At 59.2% G+C, this 19,828-nt stretch carries 20 protein-coding genes; 7 read left to right on the forward strand and 13 right to left on the reverse strand.

What is annotated here, in order from left to right; genetic code table 11:
- Positions 1–31 precede the first annotated feature (31 nt).
- From ABVS03_RS01710 to ABVS03_RS01725, 4 genes are all read left to right on the forward strand, one after another.
- Positions 32–241: a CAT RNA binding domain-containing protein gene (locus ABVS03_RS01710; protein WP_368017769.1), complete on the forward strand. Its 210-nt coding sequence runs from the start codon at positions 32–34 to the stop codon at positions 239–241.
- Entirely contained in the window at positions 177–548 is a 372-nt protein-coding gene (locus ABVS03_RS01715) for a PRD domain-containing protein (RefSeq protein ID WP_368017770.1), read from the forward strand. Before ABVS03_RS01710 ends, ABVS03_RS01715 begins: the two co-directional genes overlap by 65 nt.
- On the forward strand, positions 545–874 hold the full coding sequence (locus ABVS03_RS01720; protein WP_368017771.1) for a PRD domain-containing protein: 330 nt from the start codon (positions 545–547) through the stop codon (positions 872–874). Before ABVS03_RS01715 ends, ABVS03_RS01720 begins: the two co-directional genes overlap by 4 nt.
- A 111-nt stretch (positions 875–985) precedes the next feature.
- Entirely contained in the window at positions 986–2,668 is a 1,683-nt protein-coding gene (locus tag ABVS03_RS01725; protein WP_368017772.1) for a PTS transporter subunit EIIB, read from the forward strand.
- 11 nt (positions 2,669–2,679) lie between these two features.
- Here ABVS03_RS01725 and ABVS03_RS01730 read toward each other — a convergent pair whose 3' ends face one another.
- The 7 genes from ABVS03_RS01730 to ABVS03_RS01760 form a co-directional block, all read right to left on the reverse strand.
- Complete coding sequence (locus tag ABVS03_RS01730; RefSeq protein ID WP_368017773.1) at positions 2,680–3,771, reverse strand: lysostaphin resistance A-like protein; 1,092 nt, start codon at positions 3,769–3,771, stop codon at positions 2,680–2,682.
- Between the two features lie 410 nt (positions 3,772–4,181).
- Complete coding sequence (locus tag ABVS03_RS01735; protein ID WP_368017774.1) at positions 4,182–4,934, reverse strand: tyrosine-protein phosphatase; 753 nt, start codon at positions 4,932–4,934, stop codon at positions 4,182–4,184.
- A gap of 209 nt (positions 4,935–5,143) precedes the next feature.
- A complete protein-coding gene (locus ABVS03_RS01740; protein ID WP_330971339.1) occupies positions 5,144–6,439 on the reverse strand; it encodes a solute carrier family 23 protein in 1,296 nt (431 codons plus the stop codon).
- Between the two features lie 915 nt (positions 6,440–7,354).
- Entirely contained in the window at positions 7,355–9,430 is a 2,076-nt protein-coding gene (locus tag ABVS03_RS01745) for an FtsX-like permease family protein (protein WP_368017775.1), read from the reverse strand.
- Complete coding sequence (locus tag ABVS03_RS01750) at positions 9,420–10,232, reverse strand: ABC transporter ATP-binding protein (RefSeq protein WP_368017776.1); 813 nt, start codon at positions 10,230–10,232, stop codon at positions 9,420–9,422. The genes ABVS03_RS01745 and ABVS03_RS01750 overlap by 11 nt, the downstream gene beginning before the upstream one ends.
- Positions 10,233–10,319: 87 nt before the next feature.
- Entirely contained in the window at positions 10,320–11,387 is a 1,068-nt protein-coding gene (locus ABVS03_RS01755) for a sensor histidine kinase (protein WP_368017777.1), read from the reverse strand.
- A complete protein-coding gene (locus ABVS03_RS01760) occupies positions 11,384–12,064 on the reverse strand; it encodes a response regulator transcription factor (RefSeq protein ID WP_368017778.1) in 681 nt (226 codons plus the stop codon). The genes ABVS03_RS01755 and ABVS03_RS01760 overlap by 4 nt, the downstream gene beginning before the upstream one ends.
- Before the next feature lie 210 nt (positions 12,065–12,274).
- On the opposite strand from ABVS03_RS01760, the gene ABVS03_RS01765 reads away from it, so the two are divergent.
- Positions 12,275–12,967 carry a TetR/AcrR family transcriptional regulator gene (locus ABVS03_RS01765; protein ID WP_368017779.1) on the forward strand — a complete coding sequence of 231 codons (693 nt, stop codon included), beginning with the start codon at positions 12,275–12,277 and terminating at the stop codon, positions 12,965–12,967.
- On the opposite strand, the gene ABVS03_RS01770 is transcribed toward ABVS03_RS01765, so the two are convergent.
- Both ABVS03_RS01770 and ABVS03_RS01775 read right to left on the reverse strand, forming a co-directional pair.
- Positions 12,960–13,781, reverse strand: a complete 822-nt coding sequence (locus ABVS03_RS01770; protein WP_368017780.1) for an alpha/beta hydrolase — start codon at positions 13,779–13,781, stop codon at positions 12,960–12,962. The genes ABVS03_RS01765 and ABVS03_RS01770 overlap by 8 nt on opposite strands.
- Positions 13,778–14,566, reverse strand: coding sequence for an SGNH/GDSL hydrolase family protein (locus ABVS03_RS01775; protein ID WP_368017781.1), 789 nt, complete (start codon positions 14,564–14,566; stop codon positions 13,778–13,780). Before ABVS03_RS01775 ends, ABVS03_RS01770 begins: the two co-directional genes overlap by 4 nt.
- 206 nt (positions 14,567–14,772) lie before the next feature.
- Between ABVS03_RS01775 and ABVS03_RS01780 the strand changes: the two genes are divergently transcribed.
- Entirely contained in the window at positions 14,773–15,447 is a 675-nt protein-coding gene (locus ABVS03_RS01780; RefSeq protein WP_368017782.1) for a copper homeostasis protein CutC, read from the forward strand.
- A gap of 64 nt (positions 15,448–15,511) precedes the next feature.
- Here the strand turns inward: ABVS03_RS01780 and ABVS03_RS01785 are convergent, their stop codons facing one another.
- From ABVS03_RS01785 to ABVS03_RS01800, 4 genes are all read right to left on the reverse strand, one after another.
- Positions 15,512–16,645, reverse strand: a complete 1,134-nt coding sequence (locus ABVS03_RS01785) for a cation diffusion facilitator family transporter (RefSeq protein ID WP_368017783.1) — start codon at positions 16,643–16,645, stop codon at positions 15,512–15,514.
- Positions 16,645–17,115 carry a MarR family winged helix-turn-helix transcriptional regulator gene (locus ABVS03_RS01790; protein ID WP_368017784.1) on the reverse strand — a complete coding sequence of 157 codons (471 nt, stop codon included), beginning with the start codon at positions 17,113–17,115 and terminating at the stop codon, positions 16,645–16,647. Before ABVS03_RS01790 ends, ABVS03_RS01785 begins: the two co-directional genes overlap by 1 nt.
- Positions 17,115–17,657, reverse strand: coding sequence for a glutathione peroxidase (locus tag ABVS03_RS01795; RefSeq protein WP_330971350.1), 543 nt, complete (start codon positions 17,655–17,657; stop codon positions 17,115–17,117). Before ABVS03_RS01795 ends, ABVS03_RS01790 begins: the two co-directional genes overlap by 1 nt.
- Positions 17,658–17,782: 125 nt before the next feature.
- Complete coding sequence (locus tag ABVS03_RS01800; protein WP_368017785.1) at positions 17,783–18,778, reverse strand: bile acid:sodium symporter family protein; 996 nt, start codon at positions 18,776–18,778, stop codon at positions 17,783–17,785.
- A gap of 390 nt (positions 18,779–19,168) precedes the next feature.
- On the opposite strand from ABVS03_RS01800, the gene ABVS03_RS01805 reads away from it, so the two are divergent.
- Positions 19,169–19,726 (forward strand): hypothetical protein, encoded by a 558-nt coding sequence (locus tag ABVS03_RS01805; RefSeq protein WP_330971352.1) that lies wholly within the window; start codon positions 19,169–19,171, stop codon positions 19,724–19,726.
- The last annotated feature ends 102 nt before the right edge of the window (positions 19,727–19,828 follow it).

A 19,828-nucleotide genomic window follows, 5' to 3' on the forward strand; every position in this document is an offset into this window, starting at 1 on the left:
GGCATTGCATGAGAGTGGATGCTCGTCTCCTATGCAGGCTGTATGCAACATCAACAACAATGTCGCGCTCTGTCTCGATTCCCAAGGCAATGAGCTCGTGGCCTTCGGCCGCGGCATCGGCTTCAGGAAGCCGCCCTATGAGGTGGAGCTCTCGCGCATAGAGCACCTTCTATGGGGTGGACCCGAAGCTGATCTCCGCTATCGAGGATATCCCGTCAGTTCTGGTGCTCATTGCCGATGAGGTGGTGCAGGGCTTTATGGCCGCAACCGGCAAGGCCCTGAATCCGCAGGTCGCCTTCACGCTGGCAGACCATCTTGCCTTCGCTATCCAGCGTCAGCACAGACGTCTCGTCTTCGAGGTTCCGGTCGAGCAGGATGTGCGCGACCTCTATGCGGACGAGGTTGCGGCAGGACATAGGGCTCTGGCTCTGGTCCTGGAGCGCATGCATGAATGGCTGCCTGCAGAAGAGGAAGCGCTGGTCGCTCTCCACCTGGTGGATGCCGAAGAGGAAGCGTCCAGGATGGCGCGCCCATCAGCCGCGAGGTGATATCCCACATCGCCGCGATCGTCGGACAGGATATGGGGGCAGGGATCGACCGGACAGGCTTCGACTTCACCCGCTTCTCTTCCCATAGGCAGCACCTGATCAGGAGAAGCGCAGAGGGGGCTTTTCTCGATACGAAGAACCAGCAGCTCTATCAGGTGCTCGTGGACTCCTATCCCGACACCTACTGCTGTGTCGAGCATATCTGCGCCTATCTCAGGTGCGTGCTCGGACGCAGGCTTCCGGACGAGGAGAGGATGTATCTGATTCTTCATGTGAACAGGCTCTGTGCGAGAGGGGAGACGCAGGATAGCCCGGCATCAAAGTAATGCCACACAACCGATACCTGAAGGCTTGTTACCGCGCAAGCGGGCTTTGCCTCTCTGATTCTCCGGATGCCGTCCGGAGCAGGGAGGCATATTTCTTGAAAGGGGACAGCGATGGGAAAGAGCCAGAAATTCGAGGAGCTTGCAGAGCAGGTGATGCCGCTTCTGGGAGGCAGGGACAACATCACTTGGTTTTCGCACTGCGTGACGCGTCTGCGCTTCACCGTGAAGGACCATGGCCTGGTGGACAAGGACGGCATCGACGCCCTGAAAGGCGCGATCGGCTCCCAGTGGACAGGGGACCAGTACCAGATCATCGTCGGCCCCGATGTGGAGGAGGCCTACTCTGCCATCCTTGCCAGAGGAGAGATATCGGGCGATATGGCGCCTGCGGCAGGAGATGCTGCAAAGCCCCGCAAGCGTACGGTGGGCTCTGTGGCCAGTGCCATCATCGATGCGATCTCAGGCTGCATCACGCCGATCCTTCCCATGCTGGTCGGTACCGGCATGCTCCGTGTCGTGCTTGTCCTTCTGGTCCAGCTCGGCCTCATCACGAGCGACAATCCGACCTATGTGACCCTTGCCTTTGCGGCCGATGCCGGACTCTACTTCCTGCCAATCGCTATCGGCGTGACCGGATCCAGGAAGTTCGGCGTCAAGCTTGGCATCGGCATCATGCTCGGTGGCATCCTGCTCGATCCTACTTTCGTCCAGCTTGTGAAGGATGGGACTCCCGGGTCTGTCTTCGGCATCCCCATCACCTCCTTCAGCTACGGGAGCACGGTCTTCCCCATGGTCATGACAATGTTCGTGGCAGGATATGTGGAGCGCTTCTTTGCGAAGATCTCCCCGAAGCCCGTCAAGAGCATCCTCGAGCCGACCCTTACCCTTCTGGTGATGATTCCGCTCGAGCTCTGCCTGATAGGCCCTCTCAGGGCCCTTCTCGGCACGTATCTCATGGCCGGCATCATGTGGGTCTATGACACGATCGGCTTTGTCGGCGTCGCAATCGTCTGCTGCCTCTATCCCATCCTGGTAATGACCGGCATGCATACGACGCTTCTGCCGTTCTTGACCCAGTCCTTTGCGACGCTTGGCTACGATCCCTTTGTCGGTGCCGCACAGCTTGTCTCGAACATGACACAGGGCGTGGTGGCGCTTGCCGTGGCAATCAAGACGAAAGGCGACGAAGATCTTCAAGGCAGAAGCGTCGACCTGTGCCTTCGCGGCACTGGTGGGCGGCGTCACCGAGCCGGCCCTTTACGGCATCAACCTCAAGTTCAAGACGCCGCTTGCGGCGGCGATGATCGGAAACCTGGCAGGCGGCCTCTGGGTAGGCATCGCCCAGGTCTTCCGCTATTCGCTCGGCGGAACCAATCTCTGGGGCATCGCGGTCTTTGTCGGCAAGGAAGGAAACGTCGTGAACATGCTGATCGGGGTCGCAATCGGCGTGGCAGTTGCCTTCGTTGCTGCCATGGTTCTCTACCGTCCGGAAAAGGAGAAGCCTGGCACGGCCTCGGAGAAGGCAGCTGCCTGAGTCGGGCAGTGCATCTTTCGGGAAGCCCCGCTGCATGTCGCGGGCAGCAGGATTGCCGCACCGTGCTCGCGAGTTCCAGAAGATGCAGCATGCAGGCAGAGACTGGCGGCAGCAGGATGGTTTCCTGCCGGCATGGCCCAAGGTGCCCGGGGACTGCCAGACCAGGGTGCAGACAGGCTGTCCGACCGAGGCATCTGCGTCGAGAGTTCAGGGAAGACGGCTGTAGATCTGTCAAAGGACGGACTGGCAATCGAGCCTGATGGAGTCATCGTCACGGCTGCTGATAGCGACGGCGAGAGGCGTCTGCCAGATGGCACAAGACGTCCCATGCGCAAGGAGACCTTCCGCGCCTGATACGGGAGGCCTCCTTCTGTCTGCCTGCGTGTCTCTCGGGGAGGAGCTGCCTGTCCTTCATATGCTTCGGTGCAAGCTCGGCAGCAGCGGTCTTGTCCAGGGCGTCTTTCCCGAGCAGCCAGCCCTGCTTCTTCGCGATATGGAGGATCATGAAGAAGACAATGAGGTCGAGCGCTATCGAGAGGGCCATATCGAGGATAGTGGCCTCTGCTGCCATCGCATTGGCGCCGACAGCTGCCGAGACGAGGAAGGCACAGATATTGTTCATGGCATGGAAGACGATCGAAGTCTCCAGGCCGCCTGTCTTGAGTGCCAGGATGCCTGCAATGAGGCCGAAGGCCAGGATGGAGATGAGTCCCCATACGTTATAGGTGTGCGACCCCATGAAGATGAGTGCCTGGAGGAGGAGCGGTATGGCCGTCACAGGAATCCAGCTGCCGAAGGCCTGCATGAGAAAGCCGCGGTAGGCATATTCCTCTGCTGCAGACTGGAAGGGCACGAGGATGAGGATAGCGAGGATATAGGAAAGGCTCGGAAGCGAGAAGGCGGGCATCTCGCCCGAGAGGATCGAAGCTATTGCAAGCTCTGCCAAGTTGCCCACCGCAAAGATGAGGAAGGCAGGAACGATGAGGCGTCCGATTCTCTTCCAGCGCAGATGGCCCTCGACTGAGCTCAGGGTCCTGAGGCCGCCGAGCCGCGTGACATTCATGGCAATCCAGATGGCAGGGAGGAGAAGGATGACAGAGCCGAGAAGAAGGGAGATGCCAAGTCCGCTCTCCGCAAGGGACTCCAGGCCTTGCTGCATGAGCTCGTCTGCCGTGAGGGTCTCCGACTGTTCGAGAAGGGCTCCGATGGGGGAGGGAGCTCCCGAGAAGCCGATGGCAAAGAACGCGATGCCCGTGAAGAGGACAAAGAGGAGGCAAGCCAGAAGGAAAGCCACAATCGGTTTCCACCAGCGGTAGCGTTCCTGTTCCTTCATGCGGACGAGGTAGGTCTTGGGCAGCAGCATGGGCCATTCCCTTCTCCGGAAACATATAGTGGGATTCTTCCTCATGCCAGCCTACTTGATGCTGTTTTTCAGGCACATATCGGCGAAAGTGCCGAATCGTGGCCGGTAACTTACAGTGGGCAAGGCAGAGACCTGGGTCGTATGCCCGAAGATGCAGCGATGACGTTGTTTCTGCTGTTCAGGCTGCAGGCACTGCGGAGGGCGCCTGTCGCAGATGCCCCCCTGATGAGGAAGCGCTGCTTCAGGCATTCTCTTCCGGCTGGCCAGGATGTCCCGGCGGATGGAAAGCGCGCCTTGCCGGCGTGCCCAATGGGCCGTGGGTCCTTGCCTTCTGTCTCTGCGCATATGCATGAAGAGGGCAAGCGGGGCTCTTTCGGTATCGAAGGATGGGCTTTCTGGCCAGTCCCGCTTCAGGCAGAGACGACGAGACGCTTTCTGAGTGCAGCGATAGCGGCATCCGAGACGCCGCAGGCATGGAAGTAGCCTTCTGCCGAGCCATAGCGCTGCATCACGAAATCGTAGGTCACGGCTATCGTATCGGGGTCCGACCCCATGAGCTTCTGGCGGGATCCTGCCTGCGCAAAGTCATGGGCATAGTAGGGCTTGCGCAGGATGTTCTCGCGCGTTATCTCGTAGTTCGCGATGCAGTCGTTGCGATCGACGCCGGCAAGCGAGAGCAGAAGCATTGCCAGGATGCCGGTCCGGTCCTTGCCTTCCGTGCAGTGGAAGAGGACGCAGGCATCTTCCGGCGTCTCGAGGATGGCATGGACGACCTTCCGGAATCCCTCCGTATTCTCGAGGATCGTGCCATAGAAATCGAGTGCCTGGGGCTCACGGTCCGATTTCATGAGCTCGTCGAGCCTGGAGTCGGCGATATTGAGGTCGAGGAGCGTGATGTGGCGGTAGGCCACATCGTCTGAGATGGGGATATCGGGATGCTCTGCTATCTCCTGGCTGCCGCGCAGGTCGATGACGGTACGGACGCCGTAGCCGTAGAGGAACTCCCTCTCATCGTCGTCGAGGAAAGACAGGCGGTCCGATCTCACAAAGCGGTGCCAGGCAGTCTGGCTTCCGTCGGCTGTGGGATAGCCGCCCAGCTCGCGGGCATTGGCACAGGTATGGAGCGGCAGGCGCTGCCACATCATCTCGTAGCTTTTCATCATGTCTCCTGTTTGTCGCATCATCCCTTCAAGTATGCCTTATCAGGGCGGTGCGACGGGATGAGGGCATGCGTTTAGTTGAGAGATGAAGAGAGATGGATGTCTCCGATCTGAAGCATGCGGATATCCATCAGAGATTGCGCCTCCTTATGAAAAGAGGCCCGCATGCTTTGGGACATACGGGCCTGATCGTTCTCGTGGGAGGGAGACTCTTACGCCTTTGCGGCGTTCTCCTTCTCTTCCTCCTTCTCCTTTTCGGGCATCGGAAGGATGAGGTTCATGATGATGCCGACAAGGGTCGATGTTGCCATGCCCGGCAGGGCATAGTCGCCGATAGGGATGGAGATGCCGGAGGTCTCCATGCCGACACCCAGGATCACGACGACCGAGGCGATCATGAGGTTGCGGTTGAGGCCGAAGTCGACCTTGTTCGTCACGTACATACGAAGGCCGTTCGAGGCGATGAGGCCGAAGAGCAGAAGGCTCACGCCGCCCATGACAGGCGAGGGGATGGAGCGGATGACGGCGGCAAGCTTCGGGCAGAGGCCGCCGATGATGAGAGCAAAGCCTGCCGCATACCAGAAGACCTGGGTCGAGTAGACGCGGGTCACGGACATGACGCCGATGTTCTCGGCATAGGTCGTGGTCGGAGGACCGCCGAGGAAGCCGGAGATCACGGTCGAGATGCCGTCACCGGCAAGGGAGCGCGGAAGCATCGGACGGTAGTCCTTGCCGACAATCTCGCCGACAGCAAGAAGGTGACCGATGTGCTCGATTACGACGACGAGGGCAACAGGGCCGATGAGGGCGACAGCGCCCCAGTCCCAGACGGGATGATGCAAGGTCGGAAGGCCCACCCAGGCAGCTTCCAGGACAGGCTGGAAATCGACCATGCCGAGCATGAGGGCAATGACATAGCCGACGATGATAGCGAGAAGGACGGGAATCGTGCCGATGAGGCCGCCCATGCTCGAGAAGATGACGGCTGCGAAGAGCGTGATGGCGGCGACGATGGCACCTTCCTGATAGAAGATTGTAGAGCCGTCGGCGGCAGTCGTCTGGAATGCCATCTTCGCTGCTGTCGCAGAGAGGCCGACGCCGATGACGACCATGACAGAGGCAACGAGGACAGGAGGGAGCAGACGGTCAAGCCAGCCGGTGCCGACAAGCTTGATGATGCCTGCGACGAGCAGGAAGACGCAGCCTGCAACGACTACGCCGGAAAGCGCTGCATCGAGGCCCTTGCTTGCACCGATGATCACGATCGGGCTGATGAAGGCAAAGGAGCTGCCGAGGTAGCTCGGAATCTTGTTGCGGGTCACGAGCAGGTAGCAGATCGTGCCGATGCCGGAGCACATGATTGCGAGGTTCGGATCCAGGCCGGTGAGCACCGGAACGAGCACCGTGGAGCCGAACATGCTCATCATGTGCTGGATGCCGAGGGGGATTGCACGGCTGACGGACACGCGGTCGTCTACGCCGATGATCTCCCTTTCATGGTGTGCCATGAGTCTCCTTTCGAGGGGAGGGAATACGGTCCCTACCACTATAGGGAGCAAGAAGACAGAATGCAGGCAAAGTGTCGCGCTTTTTACCAAGGAAGGACAATGAAGGACATGCCGCTTGCCGAAGGCGAACGGAAATTCCGGTGTTGTTCCCAGAAGTAGAGCAATTCCTGTCAGATGCCGTATCAGCGCTTATTGCGTGGCTTGTCTGATTGCTGCAAGTTCTTCGCTTATCGATGCAAGGCTCTGATCTGCTGCTAGATGGCCTTCCGTGGTAGCTTGCAAAATGCATCAGCAGTGTCCGGATGCGGGTGGCGCTTCAAGAGATTGGAGCAAAGCCTATGGACCTAGTCCTTGAAATCCTGCAAGCCCTCGCGCTCTCTGCGGGGATCCTCAAGACCGTCCTCGAGATCGTGGAGGAGGTGGAGAGGATCAGAAGGGAACATAAAGCATCATAAGGATGACGTACGGAGATGAATAGAGCCCGGAAGGCGACCGGGCTCCATAAGTCGTAACACCTGCGCCGCCCGCGACCATCAACCCAATCGGGCATTGCTGGTGCACCTGTATTGTACCCGCTTGCGCCATCTAACAGCAACGGTGTTGGCATTGCTGCAAGGAATCTTTCGATGTGGTCGCAGGAAACCCGAAACAAGCCTTCAGGAGAACGGGGGAAGCTTGTTCTGTGAGCAGATATGAATGAAGCCCGTAGGCTACCGGGCTTCATTCATATCTGCGCCGTCCACGCCTGCAAACGTGGCTGCGCTGAGATTGGAGTCCAACCAGTGTATCAGCTGGGATAGCTAGCCGCAATGAAGTCTTCTGGGTTCTGCGAATACATGGGGTGAAGGCAGCAGAAGAAAATGCCTGGATGCAGCGTGTACTGTATCCAGGCATCTGTATGGTTCTGGAGCGTTCCTACAGGGCGTGGCGTGCGCTTCTGATGGCGCCCTTCACGACGCCGTGTGCCATGCGGTAGGTCAGTGCCAGGTATCCGCCATAGACGAGCGCGAAGATTGCGATGCCGAGGCCGACATTCTCGATGATGCTTGACTGACCGAACATGAGGAGGAGCTTGTTCACAGCGGCAGTGGCACAGATGCTGTGGGCGATACCGACAATGAGAGGCAGCGCGAAGGCAAAGATGACCTGGGTCCTGAGGGAGGAGAAGATCGTCTTCTCCGGGCAGCCGAGCTCAGAGAGCGTGCGGTAGCCCATGGCAGAGTCGGAGGCGTTCGAGAGCTGCTGGATTGCAAGGATGGCGGCACAGGCAATGACAAGGACAAAGCCGATGTAGATTGCCATGTAGGAGATGAGGCCCGTTGTCGTGGTGCCTTCAAGGGCTGCATTGGTCTTGGTCTCTGAGCCGACGTAGAGCTCCTCGTTCGAGGCAGCAATCGTATCAGCGAGGTCCTTCACGGCCAGGTCGCCGTTTTCGGTGGAGACGCGGTAGTTGATGTCGAGTGCCCAGCGGTAGTTCGGGAGCTCTTCAGCGATGTCGTCTGCGACGACGTAGATGCCGGGGGTCTTGCCGATGGCATCGTTCTGGAGGATGCAGGAGTCATCGTCGATCACGGAGCTGCGGGCAGGGGTGAGCGTTTGTCCTGCTGCGGTGATTGTGAAGCCCTGTTCGAGCGCCGTGTTCACGAAGCTCTCGAGCGTATCCATGTTGCAGAGATAGAGGTACTGGTCCTCATCGAGCGAGACCGGGTCGAGTCCCTTGAAGGTGCGCAGTGCATTGTAGTCGGAAAGGGAGATGGCTTCCCAGGCGACGGCCTTCTCGTATCCCTGCGGGATGCTCTTGCCGGTGAAGGCAGACATCTCATTCAGAGAATCGATAGTGAGGTTTCCCTCGCCGTTTGTCATGTATCCGACGCGGAAGGAGACGGTATCGCCGACAGCATCGAGGTCGACTCCAGCCTGCTTTGCATAAGCTTTCCAGTCGAGCGTCTTCTCCTCAAGGGAGCTTCCGACGACGCCGATCGATGCATCGAAGGGGACGCCTGCCTCATAGGACTTGTTGAGCGTCGCGCAGATGCTCATGCCTGATGTCATTGCCGTCATCGCGAAGAAGAGGATGAGAGCGATAAGTCCCATGGATGCAGCTGCCGTATTGATGCGGGAGGCGATCTGGCGGGTCGTGAACATGTGGAGGCCTGACCAGTAGTGCTTCTTCATGCGCTGGAGGATGAGCGTGATGCCGCCTGCAAAGCCATAGAAGAAGATGAACGTGCCAGCAACGACAAGTGCGGTCGTGACAAGGAAGTCATTGGTCGTCGTCTGTCCCGGCTCGGGGTTGGAGCCGCCGAGAGGGAAGCCCTGGGTCGTGAGGCGCCAGTAGGCGTATCCCATGAGCACAAGGCCAAGTGCAGTGAGGACGAAGGAGAGCGGCAGATGCCTTACGAACTGCTTCTCGTTCTTCCTGCCTGCGCTCATGAGGTCGATGAGATGCACGCGGGAGAGCGTGATGGAGTTCATGACCATCATGACGAGGAAGGTGATGGCAAAGCAGAAGAACGTGAGTGCCAGCGCATCGGGGGAGAAGAAGAAACGGAAGTTGTCGACCTTTGTCGCGAACATGTCTGCCGTGACGAAGAGGAGAAGCTGGGAGATGAGGGCACCAAGTGCGATGCCGACAATGAAGGAGATGAGGGCGACCATAAGGGTCTCGAGCGTGAGGATGGCGTTCACCTGTCCGGCACGCATGCCGAGGACCTGGTAGAGGCCGAGCTCCTTCTTCCTTCTGCGCATCAGGAAGTTGTTTGCATAGACCATGAGGAAGCCCATGATGACAGCGAGGAAGACCGTGAGGCCGTGCATGATCTCGCCTACCTGCTTCAGGACATCGGAGAGCGAGTTCGACAGGAAGTCTGCCTGCACGGAGATCGTGTTGAACGCATAGAAGACGGCGACGCCCATGACGAGCGTCAGGAAGTACACGGCATAGTCATGCATGAGCTTGCGCATGTTGCCGAAGGCAAGCTTAGCGAGCATCGTCGACCCCTCCCTGGACTGCTACGACCTGCATGATCTTCTCGAAGAACTCGCGGCGGGTATCTGCTCCGCGCACGAGCTCGCAGAAGACCTTGCCGTCACGGATGAAGAGGACCCTCCTGCAGAACGAGGCTGCCGTCTCGTCGTGTGTCACCATGAGCACTGTTGCCTTCTGGGCGCGGTTGATGGCGTCGAGGCTCTCGAGCAGGAGCTTCGCGTTCTTGGAATCGAGGGCTCCTGTCGGCTCGTCTGCAAGCACGAGCTGGGGGCGTGTCACAAGCGCACGGGCGCAGGCGATGCGCTGGCGCTGGCCGCCGGACATCTGGTAGGGATACTTGTCGAGGACCTCGGCAACACCCAAGGACTTTGCAATGGCCTCGACGGATTTCAGGATCTGGTCTGCCGGTACATGCCCGATCGTGAGCGGCAGCGCGATGTTCTCGCGGGCTGTGAGCGTGTCGAGCAGGTTCGAGTCCTGGAAGATGAAGCCGAGCTGGGTGCGGCGGAAGTCGGCAAGACCTGAGCGGGAGATGCGTGCCGTATCGGTGCCTGCGATGCGGATTGTGCCCGAGGTCGGCGTATCGATCGTGGCAATGCAGTTCAGAAGCGTCGACTTGCCGGAACCGGACGGGCCCATGATTGCGACGAGGTCGCCGCGCTGCACCGTGAGGCTGACGCCGTTCAGAGCCTTCGTCGAGGCATTCTTGCCGCCGTAGACCTTCGTGAGGGCAGAGATCTCGAGGACAGGCGATGTGCTGTCGGGGACAAAGGCGGATCTGGCTCCCTGGAGATGGCGAGGCATGGTGGACTCCTTCTTTCGTGTTGCTTTCTGTCGCAATCATATTCGCCGAAAGAAGCTTGGACTGCCATCGAAGCCACTTACACTGCCTTACAGTTCTGTAAGCTTGGTTCCTTCCTCGAAACGGGAGCGCTCCTGCGGGAAGGCAATCTCGAAGGCCGTACCCTTTCCTTCCCTCGAGCGCACAGAGACGGAAAGGCCCATCTTTTGGCAGAGGGTCCTGACGAGGTAGAGCCCCATGCCGGTTGCCTTGCCGTGGCTGCGTCCGTTCTCGCCGGTAAATCCCCGCTCGAAGATGCGGGGAAGATCTGCCTCGGATATGCCGCAGCCATTGTCGGCCACCTTGAGCACCGCATGCTCGTTCGCCGTTCCTGCTTCCTCGATGCGTGCAGAGAACGAGATCTGGGGATTCTTTGCCTGCCGGTACTTCACGGCGTTGTCGATGAGCTGGCCCAGGATGAAGTCCATCCACTTCGGGTCGCAGATGAGGACAGGGGAGGTGCCGTCTTGAACGATGAGCCCTGACATATCCACAGCCATATGGGCCTCGATGAGCGTGCGGGCACGGGAGCGTACGGCCTCCTTCACGAGGCTGTCTGCCGGTACGCTCCTGACGAGATAGTCCTTCTCGACAGAGGTGCTCCTCGCATAGTAGAGTGCCTGCTCGACATAGGAATCGATCCGGGCGATCTCGCGGGATACGGCTGCGGTATCGGGGGCGTCGGCATTGGCAAGCATGAGGCGCACTGCTGCAAGCGGCGTCTTGATTTCGTGCACCCAGGTCTCGACGTACTGGCGGTATTCCTCGACCGCAGCCTCTGCCTCATGGCTCTCTGCCTGGGCAGCTCTGGCCAGGCTCTGCATGGCCTGCCAGGAGAGCTCGCCTTCAGGATATGAGGGCTCCTCGATGCTTCTGGCATAGGCAAGGGTATCGGGGCCTTCGTCTGCAAGCACTTCGAGATCGTGCATATACCGGCGGCTTCGCGCGTAGCCCCAGAGGAAAGGCACGGCTTCGAGGATGACGGCAATGATGAGGATGAGGATCGTGCCATCGGTGCTGACGCCGAGAGGCAGAAGCAGGGCTCCCAGAGCAGCGAGCAGGATGAGGCTTGCAGCAAGGCGCAGGGCATGGCTTCTCATGTAGGCAGCAAAGTTCATGCCTGCTCCAGCCTGAGCGCGTAGCCCTGGCCACGGAATGTGACAACGGCAGACTTGAGCCCCAGGCGCGAGAGCGTCTGGCGGAGCCTGTTCACGTTCACGGTCAGCGTGTTGTCGTCGACGAAGGCATCGCTTGTCCAGAGGGCTTCCATGAGGTCCTCGCGGGAGCAGATGCCGCCCTTCTTCCTCATGAGCTGTTCCAGAATCCTGAGCTCGTTCCGCGAGAGCTCGACGGTCTTGCCAGCGTAGCTTGCCTCGGAGCGTACGGTGTCGAGTGCAAGTCCTCCCTCCGAGAGCACAGCAGACGGCGCCTGGCTCTTGCCACGGCGAAGAAGCGCATCAAGGTGTGCGAGGATGAGCTGCGGATTGGCAGACTTCTGGACGAAGTCGTCTGCTCCCATCGTGAGCGCCATGAGCTCGTCGAGCTCTGAAGCGCGGCTTGTGAGCACCATGAGGGGAACCTGACTCTGCTGGCGGAGCGCCCTTGCCACATACTGGCCATCGGTGCCCGGAAGGCCGAGGTCCAGGACCACGGCATCAGGCTCTGCGGCGAGGATGTCTTCCTGCAGGTGGTCGAAGCGCTCGAGCGCCGTGACCTCATGTCCTGCGTGCTCGAGCAGGAGCGCGAGCTGGGCGCGTACGGCAGGGTCGTCCTCGACCAGGCAGATCTTTGCCATCTCTCCTCCTAGACGTCGTCTCTTCCCCATACCTTAGCGCAAGAGGGCAGATATGGTGAGCCAGCAGAAGGCAGGTGCTGTTCTCTTCGTTCTGCCACGTATCAAACAGCTGTTTTTGGGAAAAACGACACTAGGTGAAATTGCGACAGGTGCTACCCCTCATGTCTTAAGGCTGCCCTGTAGCCATATGCGGTCTGGAAGGAGAGCCAGATGGCTGATGTGCCGGAAGAGGAAACGCCCAAAGAGACGGCTGAAGCAAAACCGAAGCGTCAGGTGAAGAGGAGCCCTGAGGGCAGCAACAGGAACTCTCTGCGCTCCCTCCATCTTCTCGAGCAGAGCTACCTCTCTCTCATCATGAAGAAGCCGTCTGACAAGATCACGGTCGCAGACATCACGCGCGAGGCAGGCCTCAACAGAGGCACGTTCTACGCCCACTTCAGCTCGGTCTCAGAGCTCGAAGCCTATGTCCTCCAGGAGCTCGTGGACCGCTTCATGAGCATCGGCACAAGCTGGTTCGATATCTCCTTCGTGCAGGATCCCGAGCCCCTCTTGAAGAAGGTCGGCGCCTTCGTCGAGGAGCACCGCGAGCTCATCCAGACGATCCGCCAGAACTCGGCCACGAACCCCTTCACTGTGGCGCTCGAGCAGAACCTGAAGCGCCGCATCCGCGATGAGATCGTGCATGCCTATGCAGATGACAAGGAAGCGCTGACGCTTGCCCTCATCTCGACCGACTATGTGATGCACGGAATACTCAGCGTCTATGACTCCTGGCTCTTCGGCTCCTATACTGACCAGACGCTCGACGAGGTGAACGAGATGCTCGAGCGCCTCATCAAGGGCACCGGCGTCATGATCCAGCAGCGTGCTCAGATGGACACCCAGGACGCAGATGCTAGCTGACTGAGGGCGTTCCAGCGAAATCGGCAATCGCCGAAGCCGCAAAGTCGAGCTGCTCTGCATTCGCAATCTCAGGCGTGCCGTCTCCCTCCTGCAGGCCATAGCTTCCGAAGTAGGAGTGGATGCCACCAGGAATGATGAGCTCGGTATAGCCTGAAGGCAGGTTCTCAAGGCATTCCTCGTATTTCGTCCTGTTGAGGACACCATCATGCTCTCCGTACATGAGGAGCACGGAAAGACTGCTGCTGCTTATGTCTGAAGTCTCGTAGGCGCCCAGGAGCACGAGCCCCCGATAGCTCTCCTCATGCCCTGCAACATAGGAGCCTGCCATGGCGCCACCAAGCGAATGGCCGCCGATGAGCCAAGGGAGTGCCGAGGAATCCTCTCCTGCGTCCGAGAGCGCCTCTTCGAGCTCGGGCCTGGCGTGGTCTGCGGCATTGGGTGCGAGCACGGCAAGGTTTTCCGGCATCTTCACGAGCACGCAGGCAACGCCTCGATCGGCAAGACGTGCGAGGAGCGGTGCATAGGCGGTCGCCTCGACCTTGCCGCCTGGGTAGAAGACGAAGGCAGCATCTGCGTTCTTGGGCACGAAGAGCACGTCGCCGCTGTCGAGCGTCGTCACCGTGACATCTGTGGTGGAGGCAAGTGCCTCCTGTGCCTCGGGTTCCGCATGATAGTAGCCCGAGGCATAGATATGGATGCCGAGGGCTAAAGCCATAGCGACAGCTGCAAGGACAATGAGGATGGTCCTGAGTATATGGCGGCGAGGCTTCTTCGATGCCTTCTTCTCTGCCTTGCCCTTTCCAGACCACTTCATCGTGCATCCTTCCTCATGGCCTCCGAGAGCCCTTCCTCGATCTTCGGTGTCCACCACTTGAGATAGCCTGCCTGGGTGGGATGTATGGCATCGGCCATATAGAGCTTCCGCTCTTCCGGCGTGATGACATTGAATCCCTCATCGTCCCAGAGATCGATGATGGAGATGTCCCACTTGCTTGCTATCTCTTTGAGGAGCGTGACCATCTCTCCGTAGGCAGCGCTCTCATAGCGCGGATTCGTATAGAACACGATAGGGCAGCCCCATCTGTTCCTGGCATAGGCAATGATATGCTCGATGGCGCCCGCTACGGTTGCTGTATCGAAGCCTTCTCTCTGGCTGGGTGGCGTGACCTGCCCCAGCGGCTTTCCCTGCGTCGCGTCGTTCGTGGAGAGCTGGCAGACAAAGAGGCCGGCGTGGTCTGCATCGAGGCGCTCAAGACGCCTGATATAGGAGCTCTTCCCCGTATCTGCGAGCGTTGTCCCGCTCACAGCTTCCTTGATGGCAGTGCAGCCATCCCTCTTCGCGATATAGTTCACGAAGGATATGCCCTTCGATGCTGCTCCATAGGTGACGGAGGAGCCAAGGAAGATGATGGTTGTGCCCTTGAGCGCACTTCCGGCAAGCGGCTCCACCCGCTCGATGCTATACGCAGCTGCATTGCCGGGAAGGCGTCCGGCATCGAGTGGGTGGAGCTTGGCGAAAGGTCTCCAGCCCCATCTATAGCCGCAGAATGCAATCCAGAGGAGGGCCAGGAGCAGAAGGACGAGAATGATGGCGGGCATCTTATACCTGTTTCGGGATAGGGACGGGACAGTGCTGCTCAGCTTTCCAGTTCAAGGCGATGCCGTGCGCTTGTCAAGCAGGAGCAGGCTATGAGAGATGTGGCTGGATTGTGCCGGAAACCATCTTCTCCTCCAGGCGCTTTTCCGCCATCATCTGATGCATATGCATGAAGCTGTGCCAGATTTCCTCCAGAAAGGATGCCCCTTTGCTCTACGAGTTCTGTGCCGAGAACTTCACGCTCGTGCCGAAGGCAATAGCCGCTGGCGCAGGCAGGATCGAGCTCTGCGACAACCTGGCAGCTGGCGGCACGACACCTTCTCTCGGCGTGCTTGACCACACGCTTGCCTATGCGCATGAGCACGGTGCCAGGGTCATGTGCATGGTGCGGCCTCGGGGAGGAAACTTCGTCTACACCTCAGACGAGCTTTCCATCATGGAAGAGGATGCTCGCATTGCGGCTGAGCACGGAGCGGATGGCATCGTCCTTGGCTGCCTGGCAGGTTCACCGGGAAGCTATTGCATCGATCTTGCTGTAACAGAGCGCATCATTGAAGCAGCCAGAAAGACAGCAGGCGGACGCAGGCTCGATGTCACGTTTCACATGGCATTCGATGAGCTCGATGTACATGAGCAGCTCGACGCGCCGTCAGAGCTCGCGGCAATGGGAGTCACGCGTGTGCTTACGCATGGTGGGATAGCAGGTACTGCTATCCTCGGCAATGTTGCGCATCTGAAGGCTCTCATCGAAGCGGCAGGAGATGGGCTCATAATCCTTCCGGGCGGCGGCATCACCTGGAAGAACAGGGATGAAGTGGCAGCAGCCGCGGGAGCCTCGGAGCTCCATGGAACGAAGATCGTGGATCTGGAGAGCATGGCCTAGAGACAAGAAGAGCGCCTGTCCTTCCGGGCAGGCGCTCTGAGGCATATGGGTTGATGCCAGGCAATCAGTCGCTTGTGTCGCTGTCAAGCGTGATCACGATATCGTATGCCGGATATTCTGCACGGATCTTCTTGAGGACATCGGCGCGCACGGCTTCGCGGTCGGGAGCATCGAAGTCCACGACGATATCGAATGTCATGAGCTGCCGCTCCTCGTCAAGATGGAAGCCATGGACCTGCTTCACATGGTCTTCTGCCAGAGCGATGCCGTAGGCCTTCTTCTGGATGCAGGCAGCCTTGTGGTTGAGGCTCTTCGAGTAGATGCCGACCGTGGCCAAGATGACCTTGCCATCCGTATCCCGGAAGACCTGCTGCTGGATTCTTCTTGTCATCTCGTCGATCTTGCCGGCGTTCATATTGCCGGGCACTTCCACATGAATATCGCCGACGAGATGCTCGGGACCATAGGAATGGAGCAGAAGGTCGTAGGCGCCGAGGACCTCGGGATCCTTTCTGACCGATTCCTTTACCGTATGGGCAAGGTCTGCATCGATGCGTTCGCCCAGAATCTCTGAGAGAGCATCGCGCATCATATCGATGCCGGCCTTCACGATCACGACGGAGATGATGGCGCCGACCCAGGCCTCGATCGAGATATGGCAGAGGATGTAGACAAGCGCTGCCGCCAGGGTCGAGGCAGAAAGGATCGCGTCGAAGAGGGCATCAGAGCCTGATGCCACAAGGGCGTCGGAGTTGTGCTTCTCGCCCTGCTTCTTCACGTACCTGCCGAGGATGAGCTTCACGACGACAGCTGCACCCACAAGGATGAGCGTTATGGCAGAGTAGTCTGCGACCTCGGGGGAGACGATCTTCTCCACGGACTCTATGAGGGACGTGATGCCGGCATAGAGCACGATCATTGCGATGATCGTGGCAGTCAGATACTCGATGCGGCCGTATCCCAGAGGGTGCTTCTTGTCTGGCTGCTTGCGGGCAAGCTTCGTGCCTGCAATCGTGATGATCGAGGACAGGGCATCCGAGAGGTTGTTCACCGCATCGAGCACGATTGCAATGGAGTTCGAGGCAAGGCCTATGGCTGCCTTCATGGCAGCGAGCGCCACGTTGGCAGCGATGCCGACGACGCTCGTGCGGACAATGGCTGCCTCTCTCTGATCGGCGGCCAGTGCTGTGTCATTCATCAATCAACGCTTCCTTCCAGAAGCTTCGTAAGTATCCGCTTCAGCTCCTGTGCATCCTCTTTGGTGAGGGAAGGGAACGTGCAGGCAAGGCGGAACGGTATGGCGAGGGCACGCTGCTTCAGGGCAGCGCCTTCAGGCGTCAGGGAAATCATGACCTGGCGGGAGTCATCCTTCGAGCGCTCGCGCTTCACGTAGCCCTTCTGTTCGAGCTTCACCAGGACGGGCGTGAGCGTGCCGGAGTCGAGGAACAGCCTCTCGCCGATCTCTCCTACCGTCGAGGTGCCCTGTTCCCAGAGCACGAGCATGGAGATGTATTGGGTGTACGTGAGGCCCAGAGGATCGAGGAGCGGCTTGTATCTCCTCACAACCTCTTTCGAGGCAGCGTAGAGCGGAAAGCAGAGCTGGTTCTCGAGCTTCAGCTGTCCCTCGTCTGCGGGTGTGCCCTCTGCGTGGCAGGCGGTGCCAGCCATTAGAGGAGGTCCTTCACGGCCTGCTCGACTTCGGCCATGTCTGCCGTCGGCTCGAAGCGGGCGACGAGCGCGCCATTGCGGTCGATCAGGAACTTCGTGAAGTTCCACATGATGTAGGCTTCATCGCCGAACTTCTTTGCATTGGCCTTGGCGAACTTCTCGAGCGCCTTGGCCTTGAGGCCGCTTCCAAAGCCCTTGAACGGTGCCTCGGTCGCAAGGTCGCGGAAGAGCGGGTCTGCGCCTTCGCCGTTCACCTCGAGCTTCTTGAAGCGCGGAAAGGCGGTGTTGAACTTGAGGGAGCAGAAGGAGTTGATCTCCTCATCTGACTCAGGTGCCTGGTTTGCGAACTGGTTGCAGGGGAAGTCGAGGATCTCGAAGCCCTGATCCTTGTATGCTGCATAGATGCGCTCGAGATCCTCATACTGCGGGGTGAAGCCGCAGCCGGTGGCAGTGTTGACGATAAGGAGGACCTTGCCTGCGAAGTCCTGGAGGCTTTCCTTCGTGCCATCCTGCTTGGTAACGCTGTAATCGAAGTAGCTCATGGCTGTCCTTTCTCTTCTGTCTGACACCCACAGTATATCCCATTGCGTGCAAAACTATTGTGCAAAATACAATAGAGCACAACTAAATAACGGTGCCTGTCAGATCCGGAAAGGGAATAGTGGAGCTAGCTGTCCTGAGCCCTCTTCTCGACCAGGGCCTGCCGCGCTTCTTCTGCCTGCATGCTCCGAAAGGTGCGCCCGAAGAGCTTGCCGAAGAGCGCTGCAAAGAACTGGTTGAAGAGCGTGCCTGTCATCACAGGGAAGAGCGTGATGGCAGGGAAGTACTCCTGGGCGATGATGGCGCCAGCAGAGATGTTCTTCATGGCGCAGAGGAATGTCATGCCCACGGCATCTGCCCTCTTGAGATGCATGAGCCGTGCTGCAAGAAAGCCCCAGACATAGCCCGAGGAGGCAAGAAATCCTATGAGGACCAGGACGCCTGCAAGCTCGGGCGTGAGGTTGAAGATGAAGGTGGAGAGGCTCGTCGAGTTCGTGGTGATGACAAGGATCGTGAGGATGCGGGCCAAGGGCGCAAGCACCGGGGAGATCTGCTGCTTTGCCCTGCCCTTCGTGCGGTCATTCAATGCCGTGCCCAGAAGGGCAGGGATAGCGATCATGAAGAGCATGTCCAAGATCATGCCGGCAGCATCCACCTCGACTGTGGCTCCCATGAGGAGCTGGAGGGTGGCAGGAATCGTGAATGGTGCCATGCAGGTAGAGATCAGAAGCGTTCCCAGCGTGAGCGACATGTTGCCTTCATACAGGGAGACCCACATCGTCGAGGTCACGGCAATGGGCACGGTGTATTCGAGCACGATGCCGCAGATGAGGTCCGTATCCGTAAAGAAGAGATGTCCCATGGCCCATCCCAGGACCGGCATGAGGAGCTGGGAGATCAGGATGGCCAAGATCATGGGCAGAGGATGCGAGAACGTGCGCTTCAGGTTCCCGAAGTCGTTGGAAAGAGATCCCTGGAAGGTGATGACGGCAAACATCGGGGAGACATAGGGTGCAAAACGCTGGAAGAAAGCCGGGAAGAAGATGCCCGCCACAAGGCAGAGCGGCACGATCACGATCATGTTCCGCGAGATGAAGCTTCCGAACTTCTGCCATGCTTCCATGTGCCAATCCTTTCCGCAGCGTGCCGAGCCTTCATTATCACGCCTGCATGCATGTGTGGCCACAATGGCACAAAGCGTACAAGCAGAGGAGAGGCAGAAGGGCTCCATCGGCCCCCAGGGTGTCTCCCCGAGGAAGGTGCCGAAGCCCATTCCCGTTGCCTTCGTGATGATGAAGCGCGGAAGCATGTGGCCGGAATCTGGGCAGAGGGCCTTCATCTCCGGTTCGTGCAAGGGCTTTTCCATAAGGTTTCCCTGTTGTGCAGTTTGGCAAGCTTTCCAGATGCTGCATACATGCACGAAGAGCTCTGTTACCATGAACGTGTGCAGAGCCTCGTGCACGCGGAGGCCCGCACATGCGTGGAAGAGCCGATGCAGAGGAGCTCTATCGCTATGGCCAGCAGCACCCGAAAGCTCACCCTTCTGAGCTGTATCCTGAAACAGCCGAGTCCCCAGAAGGAGGTGCTGCTTCAGGCGTTCACGGGCGTCCAGCTCGAAGACTGCGCCGGGCGCAATTCGATGAGCAGGAGCGAGGTCATGGATATCTGCAGGGACTTTGCAGAGCATGCCCCCGAGCTCGAAGAAGATCGGTATGAGATGGCATACCACGCCTCGAAGGACAGGTACGACTTCTGCCAGACCACAGGGCAGAACGAGGGCGTCTTCCTCTATATGGAGCTGCGCTACGGCAAGAAGAAGCCTATCGTTTCCCAGCCCGCCGTCTCTGTGGCAGCACAGCCTGCAGACAGGCCCGTGACGCCCCAGCCCAAGAAGAAGCGTGCTTCCCGCAGGAAGGGCACCTCTGCTTCCAAGAGCGAACCTGCACAGGCGGCAGCGCCTGCGCCAGCACCGGCGCCCAGGGTCCTCACCGAGGAAGAGAAGGCAGCAGCAGAGCTCAGGCGCCAGCAGCGCAGGGCTCTACGCGAGCGTGACAAGGGCTCCTGGTACTAGGCAGGCCGAACGATTGTGCCGCTTCACGCTGAAAGGGTTTCCCTTTCCGGAAGACCGGCGAACACTGCAGTTCGCTTGAGCTGAGGGCCGGGTCTTCCGGCA

It is taken from the genome of Olsenella sp. AGMB03486 (assembly GCF_040884255.1).
In the GTDB taxonomy this organism is placed as follows: Bacteria; Actinomycetota; Coriobacteriia; order Coriobacteriales; family Atopobiaceae; genus Olsenella_L; species Olsenella_L kribbiana.